Here is a 20,968-nt window from a genome sequence, read left to right as displayed (position 1 = left end):
ATCCTCCAAAAACTTGTTGGATTAATTTCCATTGGCGAGCTTCTGTGCTTTAGCAATAAATTCGGCAATAATGACTTCATCAGCAAATTGTTGAATACCAGAATGAGGCTTGGTATTTTGATCTAATAACAAATCATCAATCATTTTGAGTAATTGCCCTGCAATAGTATCCTTAACTTTTTTACCGTTGCTTGTATGCTTGCGCTCGATGATTCGTTTGGCTTCGGCGTGAAAAATGTTGGCGGGCAAGTCTTTTAGGCGAATAGATAAATCGTGCAGTTCAAAGGCAAAGCCGAGGGGAATTTGCTCGGCTTGATGTAACTCGATTAGGTGCGTCAGTCGTTCATATAACGAAAACTGACCCTCAGGTTTAGCCCACGATCCGGCGATAATTCGATCTGCGCCGCCGCGTTTGCTGAGGTTGATTGCCAGCGCATTTTTACCTGTTACAGCTTTGGCTTTCTGCTCAGCCTTACGCGCTAAATCTAAGGCATCGGATAATGGCTCGAGGTGATGCACAATCGCAATGCCAACCGAGAGTGATACCATTGAATTAGCAAGTTTTTGTTTGAACTCATCAGCTAATTCAGCAGCACAATCAAAAACTGTTGCGAAACGTTTATTGTCACTTTCTTGAATTTCAAAGCTACTTGTTAGTGGTAAAAATGCTAAAACGTCATCGCCGCCCGAATAGACTAAGGCTCCTTGATGTTTCTCCACGATCAACTTAACATTTCCCGCAAATCTAGTTAATTTTTCAGAAATGTCTTGATGTTCATCCATTCTATGGGTCGCATTAATAAATTTCCCCATCGCATCACCATCAGCATGCAGAATGGCATAGTAGGGAATCGGAGTTGTAGTATCAAGAAATGGTTTTAAGAAATCATGCAGATATTTTTGAGCATTCTTCAGATCATCCCCTACCAAAGCATCATTAAAACGTTCAGCAAAGAGGAGCGAACCATCATAATCTTTAAAAATATCCTGTGATTTGGGAGTAACTTCATTGCGAATATATTCTTGTGCCGCAGGAATAGTATTTAAATTAGCAATGTATGTATCCCACGATTGGGCTACCTTATTTTTACTTTGCTCTTTGGTATTCATTCCAAGCAAATAATTAAAAACAGGTATAGCAGCCATATGCGAGGTGCTTGGAAATCTTGAATCGGCACCTTTTTGACCATGACGTTTAAGAATATCAACGCCTGATAAACGTTCACCAACGTTGATTCCATAATCACGATAGAGCCTAGTCACGATTTTGGCGTATTCTGGCGAGGTATTCGCCATCCCAGCAGGGGGATAGTATTTTTCATCAATCACCGATTCACGTTCGCCATCGATTGAGGATTTTGGAGCACGAGTGCCCCACGTCACCTCGCTAAAATTACGAGTATTTTTGCGAGCTGCCATCAGGTGTTCAAGCTGCTCGCGAGTTTTCGCATAATCAGTCCCTAAGGGCAGGGCAACCCAATTGAATTCCATCAAAGCATTGATTTGGTCATTGGCTCGGGCTTGATCAAACGCACCAGTTACTTTTGCAAATGCCCCGTTACGAATTTCGTTCAAGCGGGTATCCAAGCCATTTTTGGCTGCGTCAGCAATCGTTTTGACATCGCCCTCTACCTCGGCCAGAATTTTGTTGGGTACATTGAAAGCACTATTTGCCTCTAAATCTTGGTCAGAATCGGTTGGATAAGGAAAGATCAAATTACCTTTAGCTTGATAAATGCTTTGTGCCGCCGCTTTGGACAACTCGCTGAGCAGCCACGAACCAAACCAGAGGTCGCGGGTTCGGCGAGCACTGGCGATGAAATCTTGAACTGGACCAATCGTGATTAGTAATAAATGCGACATTACAACTCCCCAGAGAACTAATTGGCAACAGAGAGTGGTATATTGGTGTGGCTTGGTGGAACGCTAGGAGATACGTCCTATCCTACCAAGGATTGTCAAGCACAGCCTGTACTAGGTATAGATGCAATTTGGCGTGATTTTTTTGCAGCTAAGTTGAGTTTTTTTGCTTAATTGTTGATTAATAGTTGCCACAACCCTTTGACTTTTGGCGTATCAATCGTTGATAATACAGGCTACGCAATCATGTAGCGGCGGGGGAAACTGTGTTTGCTGATTTGCTGCCTGATGGCACGATCCTTCAAGGACAACACGATCAATATCGGATTCTCGGCATCATCGGGCGCGGGGGCATGGGCGCGGTCTATCGTGGCGAGCGCCTCAGCGATGGCTCAACCTGGGCGGTTAAAGAGATGCGCCCACCAGCCGAGGCCGCTCCCGAGGAAATTGCCGAAAATCGCAAGCTCTTTGACCAAGAAGCGCAATTATTGCAAACGCTCGATCATCCCAACTTGCCCAAAGTGGTCGATTCATTTGAGCAGGCTGGTCGCCCCACGCTGGTGATGGAGTTTGTCCAAGGCAAAACGCTTGAAGATAAGCAGCGTGAAATGAACGCGCCATTTTTTCAACGTGATGTGCTGAATTGGGGCGTGCAGATTGCTCGTGTGCTTAATTATTTGCATAGCCAAAATCCCCCAATTATTTTTCGTGATATGAAGCCGCCGAATGTGATGCTCACGCCTGAAGGCATTATTAAGCTGATCGATTTTGGCGTGGCGCGAACCTACAAAACCAATAAAAGTAAAGATACCGTGGCTATGGGGTCGGCTGGCTATGCGCCACCTGAGCAATATGGCAAGGGCCAAACTGATGCGCGGGCTGATATTTATGCCTTGGGCGCAACCTTGCTGCATATGTTGACTAACCTGCCACCTGTGCCGCTGCAAACTCCCAAAGATGGCTCGCTGATCAAACATAATCAATCGGTTACCCCAGAGATGGAGCAGGTGATTATTCGGTCGATGGCAATGGATCGCGAGAAGCGCTTTCAGACCATGGCTTCGTTTGAGCAAGCATTGTTGGCGGTTGATCGTGGGGTGATTGTGCCCGATAAGCGCGATGATCCAACCATGATGTCGATGCCAGCACCAGTTTTCAATAATCCCAATCCAAACCCTGCGCCAGCCTGGGGTAATCCGAACCCAAACCCTGCGCCAGCTTGGGGCAATCCCAGTCCGCCACAATATCAACAGCCAATGCCGCAACCTGTGCCACAGCCAGCCCCATCGTGGGCACCGCCCGTCCAAACCCCAGCTTGGTCGCCGCCGCCCCAGGCTAATGGCCCAATTTGCGATCAATGTGGCCGCATGAATAAACCTAATGCGCGGTTTTGCGCTGGTTGTGGCGCGGCAATCAAACGGGCTGTGCCCAAGCTAGTGATTACTTCGCCCCGCGCTGTGTGGGAATTGGCATTAACCCACTTTCCTTGCCGAATTGGGCGGCGTGATCCGGCGCAAAATCATCATCCTGAGATCGATTTGGCTGAGCATGATCGGGGTGTGGCCTCGCGCCGCCATGCCGTGATCGAACAACAGGGTGATCATCATTTATTAATTGATTTGGGCAGCATCAATGGCACAAGCATCAATGGCGTGCCAATGACTGCCTATCAACCGCACCATCTGCGGCCTGGTGACCGGATTCGGATTGGTGATGTTGAAATGGTTTTTAGTATCGAGTAGTTATGAAACGCAAATTATGGCTTGGGGCTGGCTTGAGTGCCGCCGCCAGTGCGCTTGCTGGCATTGCGGCCTATGCCGCCCATCGGTTAAGTGGCCCAACTGCCGCGCTCAAACGTGAAACGCTATTTGCTTTCACGCCATTTGAAACCGGGGTCGATTGGGAAGAAGTTCGGTTTGATTCGGTCGATGGCTTACAAATTCGTGCTTGGTGGCTTGGCCGACTTGAAAGCAAGCGGGTTGTGATTGGCTGCCATGGCCATCGGGGCCGCAAAGACGAGTTGCTCGGCATTGGTTCAGGCTTGTGGCGAGCAGGCATGAATGTATTGATTTTCGATTTTCGCGGGCGTGGCGAGAGCGATGATTCGATCTGTTCGCTGGCCTATCACGAGGTTGGCGATTTGCATGGCGCGATCAAGTATGTTGAATCACGCTTGCCTGAAGCGCAAATTGGGGTAATTGGCTATTCGATGGGTGCAGCGGTTAGCCTGTTGGGCAGCGCCAATCAGCCAGCGGTTAAGGCGGTCGTTGCTGATAGTAGCTTTGCCGAAATGGCCAATTTGGTTGATTTTGCTTTGGCTAATCGGCGTTTGCCGCGTCGCCCATTGCGAGCTTTAGCCGACCACATTACTGCTCAACGTTATGGCTATCGCTTTGAGGCCGTGCGGCCAATCGAGGCCTTGATTCGCTATGGGCAACGGCCATTGCTGGTCATTCATTGCACAGGTGATACGGTGATTCCCGTGGTTGATGCCTACGATTTGTATGCCGCCGCCCAAGGCCCGAAAGAACTGTGGATTGTTGAAGACATGCCACATTGCGGAGCGTATTTCGCTGATCGCCCAGCCTATGTCAAACGAGTCGCCGAGTTTTTCGAGCGCTATTTGTAAGTGGAGACTAGGATTCAGAGGCTAGGGGTCAGAAATTAAGAATTAGCTCTACTTTTTCTGACCCCTGACAACTAGCCCCTGACCCCTTGCTCACTACTGCATCAACGGTACGCGCAGATAATCGTTGGGAATAAACAAGCTGCCTTGGGTGATGCCCTGCGGCGCTGCCTTGCGCAATTGCTCGGCCAAAACACTGCTTGGTTGCTGGCCTTGCAACGTGCGATCAAAGGCGGCAATAATTGCCTCTACTTGTTCAGCAGTTTCGTGCACAAATTCCAAGCGATAATGCACAATGCCAGCGGCTCGCCAGGCATCAAGATGCTCCACAGCCGTTTGAGCTTCAGCCCCAAAAACCGTATTGCGACAGCCAACATCGGCCATTACTGGATGCGCCCGCCCATTCAGATCGCGTAACTCGACCCGATGCTTCTCGCAGGGATGGCCGCAATCTTTGAAGCTTGTGCCATTCGAGAGAAAACGGCAAAACACGCAATGCTCGGTATGAAATACAGGCAAATGTTGATAGGCGATCACTTCAACCGCTGCACTACCCAATTGCTCAGCCAAGGCCGCAACTTGGGCCGCATTCAAATCGTGGGTCGGCGTAATCCGCTCTAAGCCTAATTCGAGCAAGGTGTTGGCGGTAATGCTATTGGCGGCATTCAGGCTGAAATCGCCAATCAAGGCTGGGTGTTGTTCTTGGCGCAAGGCTTCGAGCAAGCCCGTTGAACGGACTACAATTTCGCAGCCAAGCTTGAGCAAAAAGTGAATAATCCGCTGCTCGCTAGGTTTGAGCACCCGTGGGCTAGCCACGCGCACCGTAATTCCATGAGCTTGAACTAATTCAACCGCTGGCTTCAAGCCATACAATTCCAAATAATCGAGGGTGATGCTGGCTGGTTTGGCGGCGATCGCAGCTTGCAATTGCTCAGGCGTGCGCACCAAAATATGCAATTGGGGAGCATTGCTGAGGCTTGGTGCTACTTGAACCGCTTGTTGCGCTTGGGCCAAAACCTCAAGTGGCGCTTGAATCTGGCGCGTTGGTGCGGCGGCTTGCAACGCACTAAGTTGCTCGATTGCTTGGCGGCGCAGGTTGTTCAGCAACGAACTTGGCACAAACGGCTGGCCACTAATATCGACGCTCATTTCGGCCAAACTGTAGGCGGTGTTGCCCAAACGACTGGCTTGATCAAACAGAAATTCATTGGTCAAGGCGCGGTTTTGTGAGCATGGCAATGGCTCAGGCGATTGCACGGTTACGCTGAATTGAGGATAATTGCTGACCGTCCAGGTTAATTGTAAAGGCTGGCCTTCGTGGGCTACAACATGCACCTGCAAAGGTTGTTTGGCGACAGGCGCGGCGGCCTCTAAAAACGGCTTAGCAGCGCGATCAAGCTCAGGGTCGTGGCTACGCCAAATCAAATCGCCAATGCGAATGCGGTTGGGTTTGATCGCTTGCGGGCCGAAACGTAGCTCAATTTCGCCAGTTGGCAAGGCTTCGATGCCATAAATTCGCCCACCTTCTTCACGTTCTTCAGGGCTGCGCCAATTGGCGGCATCAAACACTACGCCATCGCCAGCCTTGAGCGGGGCAATAGCATGATTTTCGTGGGGCTTGAGCACAATCCGTTCGCCATAGATATCGCTGACCATACCGATTAATACGCCACGGTGACGCGGCGCACGGCCATTGACCACGGTTTGATGATTGGTTCCGCCGATGAAAAATGTGCCTAAGCCACGCGAATAGACTTGCTCTAATTGCAACTCTTCGGCGGGCGTGATGCTCAAGGGCAAGCCAGCCCAAGCCTCATCAACCGCCTTGCGATAGGCGCTGGTAGTCAAGGCCACATAATCGGCATCTTTGTAGCGGCCTTCGATTTTCAGCGACGAAATGCCCAATTTGATAATATCGTGCATCAAGGGCACAGCATACAAATCGCCTGGCGAGAGCAAATACCGGGCATCGGCCAAGGGTTTATGTTTGCCATCAACCAACAATTGGTAGGGCAAACGACAAGCTTGAGCACATTGGCCACGATTGGCACTGCGCCCGCCCCAAGCTTCTGAGGAGAAACATTGGCCAGAATATGAGACACACAACGCCCCATGGACAAACATTTCTAGCTCGCAATCGGTGGCTTGGCGAATTGCCGCAATTTCAGCAAGCGATAATTCACGGGCCAAAACCACCCGATTAGCTCCAAACCGCCGCGCTAAGTCAACCCCTTCAGCGCTGGTGATGCTCATTTGGGTGCTGCCATGCACTTCCATTTCGGGGGCGATTTGGCGGGCAAGCTGGGCGATGCCAATATCTTGCACAATCACCGCATCGGCTCCAGCCTCGGCAATCGCTGCCAACGAGCGGGTGGCTTCGCGCAATTCGTGTTCGAACACCAAGGTATTGAAGGTCACAAAGCCGCGCACACCACGTTGATGCAGGGTACGCATCACGTCGGGCAACTCGCTGAGCGTAAAACCCACCTTGGCACGGGCGGTAAAATGCTTCAAACCAAAATAAACCGCATCTGCACCTGCTTCGATTGCGGCGTGCAACTGCGGCCAATAGCCCGCCGGACTCATCACTTCGGGCTTGGAAAAACGGCGTTGTTCGCTCATGAAGTTCCTACATCTATTGTGGTAGCAATTGGGATTGCATGGGATTAATCATCGTTGGGATTAAGCTTAACACATTTTAGCCAATTGGGTGCTTGAGAACGAACTCATCGTTTCGCCACCCTTCCGTCCCTCCACCGGAGGGAAACGCAGTGGGTTTTCATCCCCCTGCATAAAGTTCAATTTTTGATTTGCAGTGGTTGCCTGATCAACCTAAAGCTGTTTGATTTCCGATCTCCAGCCTTCGCGATCTTCGCGTTCTTCGCGGTTTCAGTATTTCTGATCCCTGATCTCTGATCCCTGACCCCCAGCAACCGATCCCCGATCCCCATGATTCCAAATGTGCCCAAGATTGTGCATCAAGCATGGCCCAACTTCTGCTACAATAGAAGTGGGAACCGTGTGTTGATGCGTGCAAAGTCGCATCCTTGAGATCAAAAGGAGTCCATACAATGGCTTTTGAACTGCCAGCGTTGCCCTATGCAACCGATGCCTTAGAAAAAGCAATCGATGCGCAAACCATGGAAATTCACCATGGCAAGCACCATGCTGCCTATGTGAATAACCTCAACGCTGCCTTGGAAAAATATCCCGAATTGCAAAGCAAATCATTGCACGAGTTGATCAGCGATTTGAACAGTTTGCCCGAAGATATTCGCACCGCTGTGCGCAATAACGGCGGTGGCCATGCCAACCACAGCTTGTTCTGGAACATTCTCAGCCCAAATGGCGGCGGTGAACCAACCGGCAAACTTGGCGATGAAATCAACGCGACCTTTGGCTCACTTGATGACTTCAAGGAACAATTTGCCAAAGCTGCAACCACTCGCTTCGGCTCAGGCTGGGCTTGGTTGGTGCGCACCAGCGAAGGTAAATTGGCCGTAACTAGCACCGCCAACCAAGACTCACCAGTCATGGAAGGCCAAACCCCCTTGTTGGGCTTAGATGTTTGGGAACACGCTTACTACTTGCGCTACCAAAACCGCCGCCCCGACTACATCAAAACGTGGTGGGAAGTGTTGGATTGGAACAAAGTCGCTGAAAACGATAAGTAAGCCTGATTAACCACAGGTTTGAGCACGGGTGGTTGTTGCCATCCGTGCTTTTGAGTTAAGGAGCATATACATGGCGTTTTGGTTGCTCAAAACTGAGCCAAACGAGTTTAGCTGGGAAGATTTGCTGCGCGATGGTTCGACGGTTTGGAATGGCGTAACCAACGCCCAAGCCTTGATTAATCTCCGTGCCATGCAGCTTGATGACCAATGTTTGATCTATCACAGCGGCGATGTACGAGCCGCAGTTGGAATTGCGCGGATTAGTCGCACCGCCTACCCCGACCCCAATAGCGAGAATCCTAAGCATGTTGTAGTTGAAATTGAGCCAGTTGGCCCGCTTGCTCAGCCCGTAAGTTTAGCCCAAATCAAAGCCGAGCCTAGTTTGGCTGATTGGGCCTTGGTGCGCCAATCGCGGCTTTCGGTTGTGCCATGCAGCCCCGAACAATGGGCTTGGATTATCGCCCAAGCTTAAAAATGCTCTTACCAGATTGGGAACAATCTAGCTAGCTAGCACGTTAGACTAGTGCAATTGCAAACAACGAGAACGTTCTCCCGTGGAAATCTGGCAATGGAGCTAAAATACATGATCCGTCAATCAATTCTCGGTTTGGGCCTTGGGCTGTGCGCGAGTCTCTTGATCGCTTGTGGCGCGAATCAACCAACCGCCGTGCCTGCAGCCAATATGGTCAATCCTGCTTCGGCATTTTGTACGCAAAACGGGGGCACGCTGAGTATTCGCCAAGATGCAGCTGGCAATCAAACGGGTTTTTGTGGCTTTCCCGATGGCAGCGAATGTGAAGAATGGGCCTTTCAGCGTGGCGAATGTCGCCCAACCAGCCAAAATCAAGCAAGCAGCGATGCCAGCGTCAAGCGGCTGACCATGCAAGATAACAATAGCAAAATTACCCTAAAAAAAGGCGAGATCATCGAAATTGTGCTGGACAGCAACCCCAGCACGGGCTTTGCTTGGAGCACTGGCCCTGATGCTGGCAAACTGTTGCAGCAACAAGGCGCAGCGCAATTTCAATCCTCAGATCCAAATCCGAAACCAGGCTCTGGCGGCACCGAAACCTTCTATTTCCAAGCGGTCGAAGTTGGCTCAGGCAGTTTTGCCTTGGCGTATCAGCGTGGCTTTGAGACTGCTGACCCCAACCAACTCTTTTTAATCGAGGTTGAGGTTACCGAATAACCAAACTTGCCAAGCAAACCCTTCTCTCGATTATGGGAGAAGGGTTTTACTTTGGTTTGGTGGTGATAATTGCGGCTACCCGCAAGACCTGATTAGTGGTACTTGTGTTGATAATCGCAATCTCCAGCTGTGGATTTGAACGCAGGCGCTTATCAATCTCTTCGTTGAGGGTTGAGCTAAGCATATTTTCAATCACCGAGCCTGGAATACTCAGCCGACCATTTTCGCCTAAGCCAACATTCTCGGTTGTTACCACCAACTTACCATCGATCGCGGCAATTTGGGTACGGGCTTGAATATCTTGCACACCAACCAAGGGCAACGGGTAGCCTAGCGTGACGGTCATTGCCACGCCGCCCTTGGGATGATTGCCCAAAATCACTTGGGGATTTTGAAAATCGGGGTTGGTCGCAATCGCTTGTTCGATATAGCTATGATCAATATCGACGCTGATATCGGGGCGTTCATCGGGCACTGGCGATGGTGTGCGAGCCGCATTCGTGCCGCCAAAAATCCACAAAGCGATAATCCCGATGAGCGGCAAGATCAAGCCTGTACTTAAAACGCCCAGAATAAAGCTCCACCACGATTTAACCCAGCGCCGCCGTGGCTTGGCTACCTTGGCTTGTGGCAATGGTCCAGTTGCGGCACTTGGCTGATTAATTTTTGCGCCACAGGTAGTACAATGCTGAGCTGTATCCCGAACGTTGGCTTGGCACGCGCTACAAATCATGCTTCCTCCTGCACGGATTGCGCCAGAACAGTTAGCGGGCGAGATAGACGGCCACAATCACCGCTGCAATTACAAGGCGGTAAATAATAAACGGCAAAAATGAGTTAGTACGAACATAGCGCAGCAAAAAGCCAACCGCCAATGCTCCCACCACAAATGAGACGCTAATTCCCAGCCAAAAGGGTGCAGTCAATTGCGAGCTATCAATATCGCGCAATTTAAGCACACCAGCCCCAAAGGTAATGGGAATCGCCATTAAAAACGAGAAACGCGCGGCAGTTTCGCGGGTAAAACCCAAGGCACGACCCATCGTCATGGTACTGCCAGAGCGTGAAACCCCAGGAATTAATGCCAATGCTTGAGCGCAGCCAACCAACAAGGCATGTTTCCAAGTCAAGTCGCTCAACTCATAACGGCGCGGGGCAAAGCGATCAGCAATGTAGAGCACAACTCCCATAATGCTCATTGTGGCGGCAATCACCAAATATTTATCAAGAAAATACTCTTCCGCCAAACTATCTAAGAGCAAACCGACAATCCCAGCTGGAATTGATGCCAACACGATAAACCAAAACATGCGGCCTTGTTGGCTGCGTGGTTGATGCATATGCATAATCAAATTCAACCAATCGCGCCAAAAAAACAACAGCAAAGCAATTAATGTGCCCATATGCAGGGCAACATCAAAGGTTTGGGTTTGAAAAAAGGGATCTTGCCAATTGAAAAACCATGGCACAACAATTAAATGTGCCGATGACGAAATTGGTAACGGCTCGCCCAAGCCTTGCACAATCCCCTTGCCAGCGGCAATTTGATACTGACCAGTTAAAAAGAAGGTCGTCACAATCGTCAAAAGCAGCACAATCCCCAAGGGAATCCAGAGTTGTAAGGCCTCGCGACGTGGCGACAAGTCAGTTTGTTCGAGTGATGTCTGAGCCATACCTCATCCTTGAAATGTTCAAATTAATGATCACCGAGCCGATGATCAGCGTTTGCATTATACGCAGGATGCATAGGATGGCAACCTTGCCGAGCACGAATGACTATCGGCTTCAGGCTGCTCACGAATGGCGTGCTAGCAAGACCACAGCTATCAGAATGAGCAAGCCACCACCAAGTTGCCAGAGGCTAATTGGTTCATGCAGAACGACAACCGCTGCACCCACTGATACCAAGGGTTCCAATGCTGAGATCGTCGATCCCGCCGTTGGGCCAATCCGTTCGAGTCCAACAAAAAACATAACAATCGCCAACACGGTGGAAATCAGGGCAATCCCAATAATCGCCAGCCAACCGTCCATGCTTACTGGCCAGACCGGACCTCGGGCAAGCATTATTCCAATATATACCACTGCTGCTGCACTCATAATCACGGTTGATGAAGGGATGGCTCCAGCTTGGGCAGTAATTCGGCTCCCCGCCGTAATATAAATAGCGTAGATCACCGCCCCGCTGATTGCGAAAATGATACCGAGCGGCTTGCCACCACCAATCGGCCCGATTGCCAACGCCGAGCCTGCCAATGCCAACACTAGCGCCAGCACCATCCGAGAGGTCAGCCGTTCCTTAAAAACCACAACCGAGATTATGGTAACCAAGCCAGGATAGAGATAGAGCAACACCGCAACTAAGCCCGCCGAGGCCATGGTAAGCGCAACAAAATAGGCCAACGATTGAGCCACATAGCCAATTCCACCCAGTAGCAAGAGACCGACGAGCAGCTTTCCACGTGGCAGCCGTTCACCACGAACCCGCAGAATACCAAACATGACCACAGCGGCAATACTGAATCGTAAACATAAAACCGTGATCGGCTCAGCACCATCGGCGTAGGCCAGTCGTGCAAACACACCCAGCCAGCCAAAAGCGATCGCCGAAAGCAACATGGCCGCAATCCCAAGCCAGCGCTGGCGGCGAACGGATGGGTCGGCGTGATTGGGTGGCAAAGAAATTGATGAATCACCAACGGCCTGCTTCATAACATCCTTTCTTGGGATAATCCAAGAACTTTAGAATTGGGGATAAAGGATTTGGATGATCGTATCCACTATTGAGAAAATATGCAAAAGACGGATTGAATTTTTCGGCTAAAAAAGGAGCACTAACCCAAAAGATCCAGAGAATTCCGTCCAAAAGTGAACTGGCCGCCAAGGCCGCCCACACCCATCAGGACGGCGGGGTGGTTCAGGGATGAGGGGTGCGACAACCTGCCATTGCGCAATTCGTCAATTCCATGCGATTTCTCCATCGACAACAATAGAGGAATCCTACCATTTATGCGATAGTCTCTAGTCAAATGGGCGCGACATCGCAACCATCCCACGCACCGCATGGCAGCGATATTCCTGTTCCGCAAGAAAATATATTGGTGTATAATCTGTTCGTCCAGTCTAGAAAGAACCATCAGAGTATTATTTTGCTTATTGATGTTGTAATAGTGTGCGTAGTGTCCATTCCTGTAGGTCTATTGATAGATCCCCATCAGGAGGACAGCCATGTTTCTTTTGAGTACGTTACACCGATTTCGAATCATCGCATTATTGCTGCTAACCCTTAGTTTCCTGCCACATACCCACACCAATCAGCAACTCTTGGCTGCGCCAGCATCCCCCCAAACAGTAACGCTTGAGCCAATTTGGCTAGCAAATGATCGTTATGAAACAACCTCAACCGCCTGGGGTGATAGCGATAATGATGGATGGCTCGATGTTTTCTTCGGCGACGATGCTGGCGGTATTCGAATGTATCGCAATCAACGAGGGAGCCTAGAACCACTGCCAAGTTGGTACGTTGATGTCGATGATAACGACCGGGTGCGCGATATTGCCCTTGGCGATATGAATCGTGACAATTGGCTTGATCTCGTTGTAGTCACCTTCGATGGGCCGATTCTAATCTACCTCAATCAACAGGGCCACTTTCCAAACCATCCAAGTTGGCGCTCCCCACTACTTCACCACGGTTGGAGCTTAGCACTTGGCGATATGAATGGCGACGGCAACTTAGATGTTGTGGTTGCCTGCTATAAAAACAAAGCAGTCATGTATTACAACCAAGGCGATGGAACCTTGGGTGCAAGTCCTGTCTGGAATTCGGACATAGCCTTGCCAGCAGTCTATGTGGCACTTGATGATGTTGATGGCGATCATGATCTCGATGCAGCTTTTGCCAACTATAGTGGCAACGCTAAAACTCAAGTCTATCACAACCTAAATGGCCTGCTTACGGCGAATCCAGTCTGGCAAGCACCCCAAATTGAAGCCTCTACCAGTGTCGTATGGCGGAATATTGATCACGATACCTATCCCGAGCTGTTTATTGCCAGCGAAAGCCATGGTAATCGCTTTTTTGACAATATCAGTGGAACGTTGGCCCTAACCCCAACTTGGTCGTCAACGAACCCTGATAAAACTCAAGACTTAATCGTAGAAGATATTGATGGTGACTATGATTTAGATGTTATTAGCGTGAGTGGTAATACGCCACAACAACCGCATGGCCCGATGCAGATCTATCTTGCACAAGCTGGAACTTACCCAGAAACTCCCGACTGGACTTCAAACGAGCGGGATATATCCTATGGTTTAGCGGCTGGCGATATTGATAATGATGGTGATCTGGATATCATCCGTTCAAATAACGAAGATCCAAACCGACTGTATCTCAATGGACAAGCGCCATTTGCAGCGCCGCAATGGGCGCTTCCAGTAGGTATATCGGTGCGTGGAATGGCGTGGGGCGATTTCGATGCTGATAACTTGCTCGATCTTGCTATTGCAAGTTATCAAGGAGTACAAGTTTATCAGAATATCGGCGGCTCTCTCTCAACTACGCCCATCTGGCAATCGTCTGGCCAAGACAATCTCTTTGATATTGCTTGGGCCGACATGAATATGGATGGAAAGCTTGATCTGGTGACTGCAAGTCGCACAGGTTTAGCCATGTTTCTTAATCATGGCGATGGAAATTTTGGCCCTAATGGACGGCCAGGTTGGCAAGATGTCCGGCTTGGCACCGACTATGCCTCGCTAGCGATTGGCGACGTTGATAATGATGGCGATCTTGACATGGCTGTCGGGCGAAATCAAGCCCCAATTTATATTCTTGGCAATCGGGCGACTGAACCACCACCAATTGGTCAAACGCAACCCTTTAGTGTAACAATGTATGATGCATGGGTCGCTCCAGTTGTACAGGCAACTCGCAATCTAGCTTGGGGCGATGTTGATGGTGATGGCGATATCGATCTGGCGGTTGCAAATGATGGTCAGCCAACCCAAGTTTATCGTAACGATGGATTACGTGACCCCTTAGCACTAACCCCACACTATCAATTTAATCTGCTTTGGAACAATATAACCTACCGTGATCGGACTCGGGATATTGCTTGGGCCGATATTAATAGCGATGGTCTACAAGATCTCTTGGTTGCTAACTATAATCAACCAAATCGCGTGTTTCTCAACCAAGGCGAAACATTGGATGTACGACCGATCTGGTCATCACGCGAAAACGACCCATCGAATGGACTTGAAGCATGTGATATCGAAGGTGACGGCGATCTTGATCTGTTGGCCTTTAACGAAGGTACTCCCAGTCGGCTGTACCTTAACGAAGCTGGCAGCCTGAGTCGCTCAGCTTTATGGTCAACCCCAACCGCTGGGCGAGCTTTTGCCGGGGCTTGCGGCGATGCCGATGCTGATGGTGATCACGATCTAGCGATCGCTTATCTCAGTGCAAGCGGCGAAAACCAAGGTACAAATCCCGCTGATACAATTACCACAGCGATCTATCAAAACCAACGCTTCAACCTCCTGCATCAAGGCGTTATTCCACAACCCTTGCTTGAACATCCTGGTGGGTTAGCCGCAGATGGGATCGCCAACCCGACGATTTTGAGTGATCCCCAACTACCAATTAGCTATAGCCTGCGGTATGCCCCAGCTCGTCAGGTTGATCTAGCCTTCTCACGCATGGGTGGTGGTCACTGGACTGCTGCAATTCCATTAAGCGGAACGCTTGGTGAACCAAATCTTGGGCCAAATAGCTATACTTGGGATCTTTTCAGGAGTGGAGTTCGTGGCAGCAACGATACAATGGCGGTTCAGCTTCGAATGTATCCTAGTGTACTGCCTCAGGCGCATAGTACTGCTGGTAGCTATCGTTATGGAGCCTATACAACGAACTCATTTCCATTCCGAGTGCGTGGCACAGGCGTGCGGGTGCTGCATGCCACCGCCGAGCAACCACCAATCGCTGCGGCAGGAGCAATCGTCTACCGACTAGGCGCAGGTCAAAGCGGCGGTGGGCGGCCTATGGCAGCAAGTCAGGGCAGTGCGCCATTTATTACCGATGGTCAAGGCTACTTGCAAGGCCAAAGCGAATTACGGCCAGATGATCGCTTAATCGCCCTTGTGCCAATTACAACAACCTATGCCTACAGCCTTTATCATACAAATGGGGTTCCTACTGAGATGGGCTTGGATGGTTGGACGATCACCACGCCCGGCACGCAAGAGTTGATTGCGCGACCAGAACATCCATTATTGCTCTTTAACTTGAAAATTGCGCTCGAATGGGATGCATCACACTCCCCCACCTACCTGCAAAAACTTGAGTCAGATCTCCATCGCGCTTCACGCTATCTCTATGACTTTACTAATGGCCAGGTAGCCTTAGGAAAAATAAGCGTCTACCAGAATGGAGAGCAACTCAATTATGCCGATGTTGTGATCCATGCAACAAATCGGCTCCGACCTTTCGCCAGCGAGGGCGGAATCGTCTTAACCAAAACCCTTGATCTTGAACATCCTGAGGTGATCTACGATATAGGACAAGTGCATATTGGTTCCCACTGGAATCGCAATGGAATTCCTGGCGAAGATATTAGCACTGATTGGTCGGTTATTCTTGCCCATGAATTAAGCCATTATTTATTTTTCATGGAAGACACTTACCTTGGAATCCAAGCAGATCAGCTCTTGGTTCCGGTGGATACATGCGCGGGAAGCGCGATGGGTGATGTGTATCTTCCAACAAATACCGAATTTGTCTTTGATCCTGAGGTGTGGCAAGCACACTGTCAGGAAACCCTCGCAGCGCAGGAGTTAAAACGAACTGAATGGGAAACACTTCGGCTTTGGTATCCGGCACTGATAACTCCGACTATGCCGCTGGCTGGGCCACAACAAATGCCTTTCGTCTTCACGAATGTGCAAATCGTTGACCCCTTGACTCCTACCACTCCTTTGGTTGATCCTACCTTATACTTAGAATATGCTGGTAATACAACCAGTTCAGCCAAAGCTCGCGGATTCTTGATTACAAACCAGCAGACCCCAGCTCTAACTGACGATACGATTATGCCTCTGGGCAGTACTGTCAACAATCAAAACCGCATCTTAGGCCGAGGGGCACAGCCGGGCGATCGGTTTTGTCTTTTTGATCGTGGCACACAACACTTTGGTTGTGAAGTGTTGAGCATCGATGATCAATATATTACGCTTAAGCATGATGCTGCTTGGAAACCACTCGTAACGCTCTCGCCAGTTACCAGCACAACCCTCAAACTTCAGGTAACTGGAATTCAACCAGGCTTAAGTTTACAAGCACGGCTCTTTCCTGATGATGGATCGGCTGGTTCACCAGTACTGCTTGAGCATTTTGGCGATGGCTACCGTGGAAGCTTGGTAAGCCAATATCCCTCGATGAGTGGCCATATTCAAGTATGGGTTGAAGAGCCAGCAAGTGAGACAAACCCACGCCGCGAAACACTTATCGCCTACTCAATTGGCGGAAACCCAGGCTACTATCGCGGTGGTGGCGGTTACTATCGCGGTGGTGGCGGTTACTATCGCGGTGGTGGCGGTTACTATCGGTTGGGTGGTGCACCGTTACTATCTCCCGATGGACAGATGACCTTCTATACCAAAGCGACCTTTGAAGTTGGCCAATTTTATGCGATTCAAGAGATGGCCGAACTTCCGGCTTTACCAGCAGGGGTGGTAAACGTGGGGCAAGGCTATCAACTCGTTACCGCCCAACAAACCCAACCAATTTCAGGCTCAGTTAGTTTTCAATATCTTGGTTATGATCTGATTACAGCCAATGTTGAAGAGCCAGATTTAGCGATTGGCTTTTGGAATGGAACCTATTGGGAGCGTTTATCGACCGTTTTGAACACAACCTATAATGTTGCCGCGGCTCATGCGCCAAAGCCAGGCATCTATACATTAATAGGTGGGCATTCGCAGCCAAGCGTTCAAAGTTTAACACCAACCATGATCACCAGTGGGCTTACCAACACATTGCTGGTAAGCGGCAACAACTTACTGGCACCAGCAACACTTCACTTGCAAACGCTAACCAGCACGATCAGTTTAAGCGTTACATTGCATAACTCCAGCAGTGGCAGCATAACCCTAACCGCTGCACTTGCCCCAGGTTATTACCGAACGAGCTTAACCAATGGTGATGGGTCAAGCGTACCAGCACCAGCACTCGCCCTTTACCCACCAACACCTGCATGTTTTGCTGAAACATTTAATAGCCAATTGGGCAAATGGCAAATTCAAGGAACTTGGGCTACATCGCGCTTAGCGAGTGGCGAGGTTGCCCTTGATGATAGCCCGGGCCATGCCTATGCCCAAGCCGTCGCACCAAATCAATATCTGACAAGTACCCTAACCTTCCACGAGCCAATTAACCTAGCTAATTGTCAGCATCCAGTGCTTTCCTTCGAGCACGATTACGTGTTTGCCCGAACCGCAGCAGGCGATGATCATGGGAGTGTGGAAGTTTCAACCGATAATGGCCTAACCTGGCAGATCATCGCCGATTTCACTGGCGGCGGCGCACATGGCCTACGCCCAGCAACCCCAAGCAGCGATGAATGGTCAACTCCTCATTGGAAACCAGTCAGAATCTCCCTACGTTCATTTCAGAATCAAACCATTCGTTTACGGTTGCGCATGACCGTTGACCGCGACGGATCAGATCGTGGCTGGCTGCTCGATAATCTTATGATCAACCAAAGCCAGCCGATCTATCTGCCGCTGATTAATCGATAACGATTGGCGGGGCTATTGTGGTTAATAGCCCCGCTTACTCGCTAACACTCAGTTGGATAATCCGCCCAATCGGCATCCGTTTACCTTGTTTATGCAGGTGTAGCTCCTGCTCAGGATTGAGCTGTTGTTGAATTAAGCCAAGCGTTTGCGAGCGCCATGGATCAAAGAGTGCAGCATCAGCACCACATACCTCGTAGGCTTGATCAGCAGCACCAATCAATTGGGCAGCAGCTGTAAAATGACCAATTTTAGCTTGGATATTGGCTAAGGCCGTTATTGATGCCCCATACGGCCACCCAAAATTAGCTCGCTCGGCTTGGCGCAACGCACTCACATAATCAGCCCGAGCTTGGGCGAATTGGTCTTGTTTAAGTGCCAGCTCGCCGCGGTTTAGATACCAATAGATGATTCCCTCGTGATCATCAAGGGTCTTGAGCAGCGGCAGCAATTCGGCAAGATAATCGATTGCCTGGCTATAGTTATGGTCATCACTACTGGCTGCTACCAAATTATTAAGACAAACCGCCAATTGCCCAAGGTTGCCAAGTTGTTCAAAGATCGCTTTTGCCTGAATAAGGTAGGCCTGAGCCGAGGCATACTCTGCCATTCGAGCACACAAACTACCCATATTCAGCAAAGTGATCGCTTCGAGATCTGGATCACCAACGGAGCGGCTCAGCCTCCGACTCTCCTGCAGGGTGGACTCGGCTATTTCAAATGTATTCATCTGGGTTTGGACCCAACCAAGCACACTTAATATTGCCGTCTGAAGCCATGGTTCAGGCTGATCAGCAAGTGCCACCAAACTTTCGGTTAACAAACGCTCAGCCTCGGTAAAATGGTTTTGCGAACGAGCAACCCGCCCTTGGGCATAAAGCACCCTCGCCCAATCCAGCGATGAAGGCTGGTGTTTCCAATAACTGGCACAAATCTGATAGTGTTTCGATGCAGCATCATAATCGCGCAAGCTATCGTAAAGCCAGCCAAGATTATAGTGAAACTGCGGACGAAGTGCTTGCGGTAGCGCTGTTGGCTCGAAACGCAATAGGATGCGCAAGCCATCACGGGCATATCCCCGCACTCCCCAAAAATATGTCAAGCTATCGGCAAGGGTGGCAGCCTCAAGCAATTGATGTTCAATCAACCATTCGAGAGCTATCGCAATATTCGCATGCAACGATTCAAGTTCTGCCAACGCATTGGAACGGTCAGAACTTTTAATTTTGGTGGTCAAATTGATGGCGAGTTGGCTATAGTAGTGAGCATGGCGTTGGGCAATCTCAACTGCAGTTTGATCATTGGCAAAATATTCGAGGGCAAATTCACGAATGACATTGTACATGGTATAGCGTTGATGGCTCGTCGCTTTTGGCATCACTTGAATCAGCGATGTATCAACCAAGCGCCCAAGCATACTTAAGCCATAGGCTTGGTCGAGGGTCGGAAAACAAATCGCTTGGGCTGCATCAAGACTCCATCCATCGGCAAAAATAGCAAGTTGCTGAAAAATTCGTTGCTCGTCAGCCCTTAAAAGACAATAACTCCATTCAATCGTAGCCCGCAATGTCTGATGCCGATCAAGTGAGCCACCAGCTTGATCAAACGAGGCAAAGCCCAAGAGATTAAGCTGGGTAAGCCAAGGAGTCAAGGCTCCAATTTGGCGTAAACGGGCTGCTGCAAGTTCAATCGCCAAAGGAATCCCATCAAGCCGTGTGCAAATTGCGCTAATCTCCTGCAGCTGTTCAAGCGTAGGGGTAAAGGTAGCATCCCATGTTTGCGCACGCTTGATAAACAGTTGAACTGCTGGGCTGATGCCAGAATTTTCAGGCTCAGATGCTGATACTGCAAGCGGAGGTAGTTCACAGATATGCTCCCAAAATGGAAGATTCAGGGTTTGACGGCTGGTGACAATCAGTTTGAGCCAATCGGTAGCCTTGAGCAATTCATGCAGCAAGCGCTGAATCTGTTCAAGCCCCTCACCTGGTCGCAAAAGCTGCTCAAGATTGTCTAACACAAGCAACATCTGCCGTTGGCGCACATAGTCGATCAATTGACCAAGTTCAGTTGGAGTACCAGCAGTTTGTGGTTGATCGGGGGGCAAAATCTGGCGAACGAGCACCCCAACTACATCCTCGGCCTGCGTAATATTGCTAAGATCGATACTTTGAACGCTAGTAAATTGTTGTTGAAGTTTATCGGCAAGATGCAGGGCAAATTGGGTTTTGCCAATCCCACCTGGCCCTCCAATCGTCAGCAAGCGAAGATCGGGCTTAAGCAAACGGGCACGCCAGTGTTTCAGCAACCGCTCACGCCCAATTAATTGAAGCTCGCGTGGTGCTTGCAGCCGCCCTAGATGTAAATGGATTTCAGGCCGTACATTTAAGCAAAGCATGCCTGCTTGCTCAAGGGTATAGGCCACAAATGGCGCATGAAGATGGAGTGCGAGCGCAAGTTCAGTATGGCTGAAGAGCCCCAGCAGATATTGATAGTGCTCCGCCACAACGTGCTCAGGGTAGGTTAAACTTACGAGCCGCGCGGCATCATCGGCAGTACATTGTAGCCCACGGTTGCCCTTGGCAAACAACCTAATCAGATCGCCAACCAGCGTGATTTGAGTTGTACCAATCCCTCGCCCTCGCCAATTACTAATTGATGATTGTGCATATGTCGTTGCCTGAGAAATATCATTCCAAGTAAACCCCAGTTGCTCCCGCAGATCATTGACCAAAGTATAGGCCTGCTTGGCCCGAGCGTTAGCCTCCTGCCGTGGTTTTTTCTGCATACACCCATCCTTCCAGTCGTGCATTGCATATGACT

At 49.9% G+C, this 20,968-nt stretch carries 12 protein-coding genes; 6 read left to right on the top strand and 6 right to left on the bottom strand.

Annotated features, from left to right (window positions below; genetic code table 11):
* Positions 1-21: 21 nt before the first annotated feature.
* The gene (gene cas10, locus LCH85_08780; protein ID MCA0352076.1) at positions 22-1,863 is read right to left on the bottom strand and encodes a type III-B CRISPR-associated protein Cas10/Cmr2; all 1,842 of its coding nucleotides are present in this window, start codon (positions 1,861-1,863) and stop codon (positions 22-24) included.
* A gap of 263 nt (positions 1,864-2,126) precedes the next feature.
* Between cas10 and LCH85_08775 the strand changes: the two genes are divergently transcribed.
* Positions 2,127-3,602: a protein kinase gene (locus LCH85_08775; GenBank protein ID MCA0352075.1), complete on the top strand. Its 1,476-nt coding sequence runs from the start codon at positions 2,127-2,129 to the stop codon at positions 3,600-3,602.
* A gap of 2 nt (positions 3,603-3,604) precedes the next feature.
* Positions 3,605-4,489 (top strand): alpha/beta hydrolase, encoded by an 885-nt coding sequence (locus tag LCH85_08770; protein MCA0352074.1) that lies wholly within the window; start codon positions 3,605-3,607, stop codon positions 4,487-4,489.
* Positions 4,490-4,582: 93 nt separating this feature from the next.
* Here LCH85_08770 and LCH85_08765 read toward each other — a convergent pair whose 3' ends face one another.
* Positions 4,583-7,108 carry a DUF3656 domain-containing protein gene (locus tag LCH85_08765; GenBank protein MCA0352073.1) on the bottom strand — a complete coding sequence of 842 codons (2,526 nt, stop codon included), beginning with the start codon at positions 7,106-7,108 and terminating at the stop codon, positions 4,583-4,585.
* A 449-nt stretch (positions 7,109-7,557) separates the two neighbouring features.
* Between LCH85_08765 and LCH85_08760 the strand changes: the two genes are divergently transcribed.
* From LCH85_08760 to LCH85_08750, 3 genes are all read left to right on the top strand, one after another.
* The gene (locus LCH85_08760) at positions 7,558-8,160 is read left to right on the top strand and encodes a superoxide dismutase (GenBank protein ID MCA0352072.1); all 603 of its coding nucleotides are present in this window, start codon (positions 7,558-7,560) and stop codon (positions 8,158-8,160) included.
* Positions 8,161-8,230: 70 nt separating this feature from the next.
* On the top strand, positions 8,231-8,632 hold the full coding sequence (locus LCH85_08755; protein ID MCA0352071.1) for an EVE domain-containing protein: 402 nt from the start codon (positions 8,231-8,233) through the stop codon (positions 8,630-8,632).
* A 111-nt stretch (positions 8,633-8,743) separates the two neighbouring features.
* Entirely contained in the window at positions 8,744-9,349 is a 606-nt protein-coding gene (locus LCH85_08750) for a DUF333 domain-containing protein (protein MCA0352070.1), read from the top strand.
* Between the two features lie 46 nt (positions 9,350-9,395).
* Here the strand turns inward: LCH85_08750 and LCH85_08745 are convergent, their stop codons facing one another.
* The 3 genes from LCH85_08745 to LCH85_08735 form a co-directional block, all read right to left on the bottom strand.
* Positions 9,396-10,082, bottom strand: a complete 687-nt coding sequence (locus tag LCH85_08745; protein MCA0352069.1) for a hypothetical protein — start codon at positions 10,080-10,082, stop codon at positions 9,396-9,398.
* Between the two features lie 31 nt (positions 10,083-10,113).
* Positions 10,114-11,022: an undecaprenyl-diphosphate phosphatase gene (locus LCH85_08740; GenBank protein MCA0352068.1), complete on the bottom strand. Its 909-nt coding sequence runs from the start codon at positions 11,020-11,022 to the stop codon at positions 10,114-10,116.
* A gap of 121 nt (positions 11,023-11,143) precedes the next feature.
* Positions 11,144-12,061 (bottom strand): DMT family transporter, encoded by a 918-nt coding sequence (locus LCH85_08735; protein MCA0352067.1) that lies wholly within the window; start codon positions 12,059-12,061, stop codon positions 11,144-11,146.
* A gap of 516 nt (positions 12,062-12,577) precedes the next feature.
* Between LCH85_08735 and LCH85_08730 the strand changes: the two genes are divergently transcribed.
* Positions 12,578-18,151, top strand: coding sequence for a VCBS repeat-containing protein (locus LCH85_08730; GenBank protein MCA0352066.1), 5,574 nt, complete (start codon positions 12,578-12,580; stop codon positions 18,149-18,151).
* A gap of 34 nt (positions 18,152-18,185) precedes the next feature.
* Here the strand turns inward: LCH85_08730 and LCH85_08725 are convergent, their stop codons facing one another.
* On the bottom strand, positions 18,186-20,933 hold the full coding sequence (locus LCH85_08725) for an NACHT domain-containing protein (GenBank protein MCA0352065.1): 2,748 nt from the start codon (positions 20,931-20,933) through the stop codon (positions 18,186-18,188).
* Positions 20,934-20,968 lie beyond the last annotated feature (35 nt).

The sequence above is a fragment of the Chloroflexota bacterium genome (assembly GCA_020161265.1).
Classification (GTDB): Bacteria; Chloroflexota; Chloroflexia; order Chloroflexales; family Herpetosiphonaceae; genus Herpetosiphon.
This window is presented reverse-complemented; position numbering and strand designations above follow the sequence as displayed.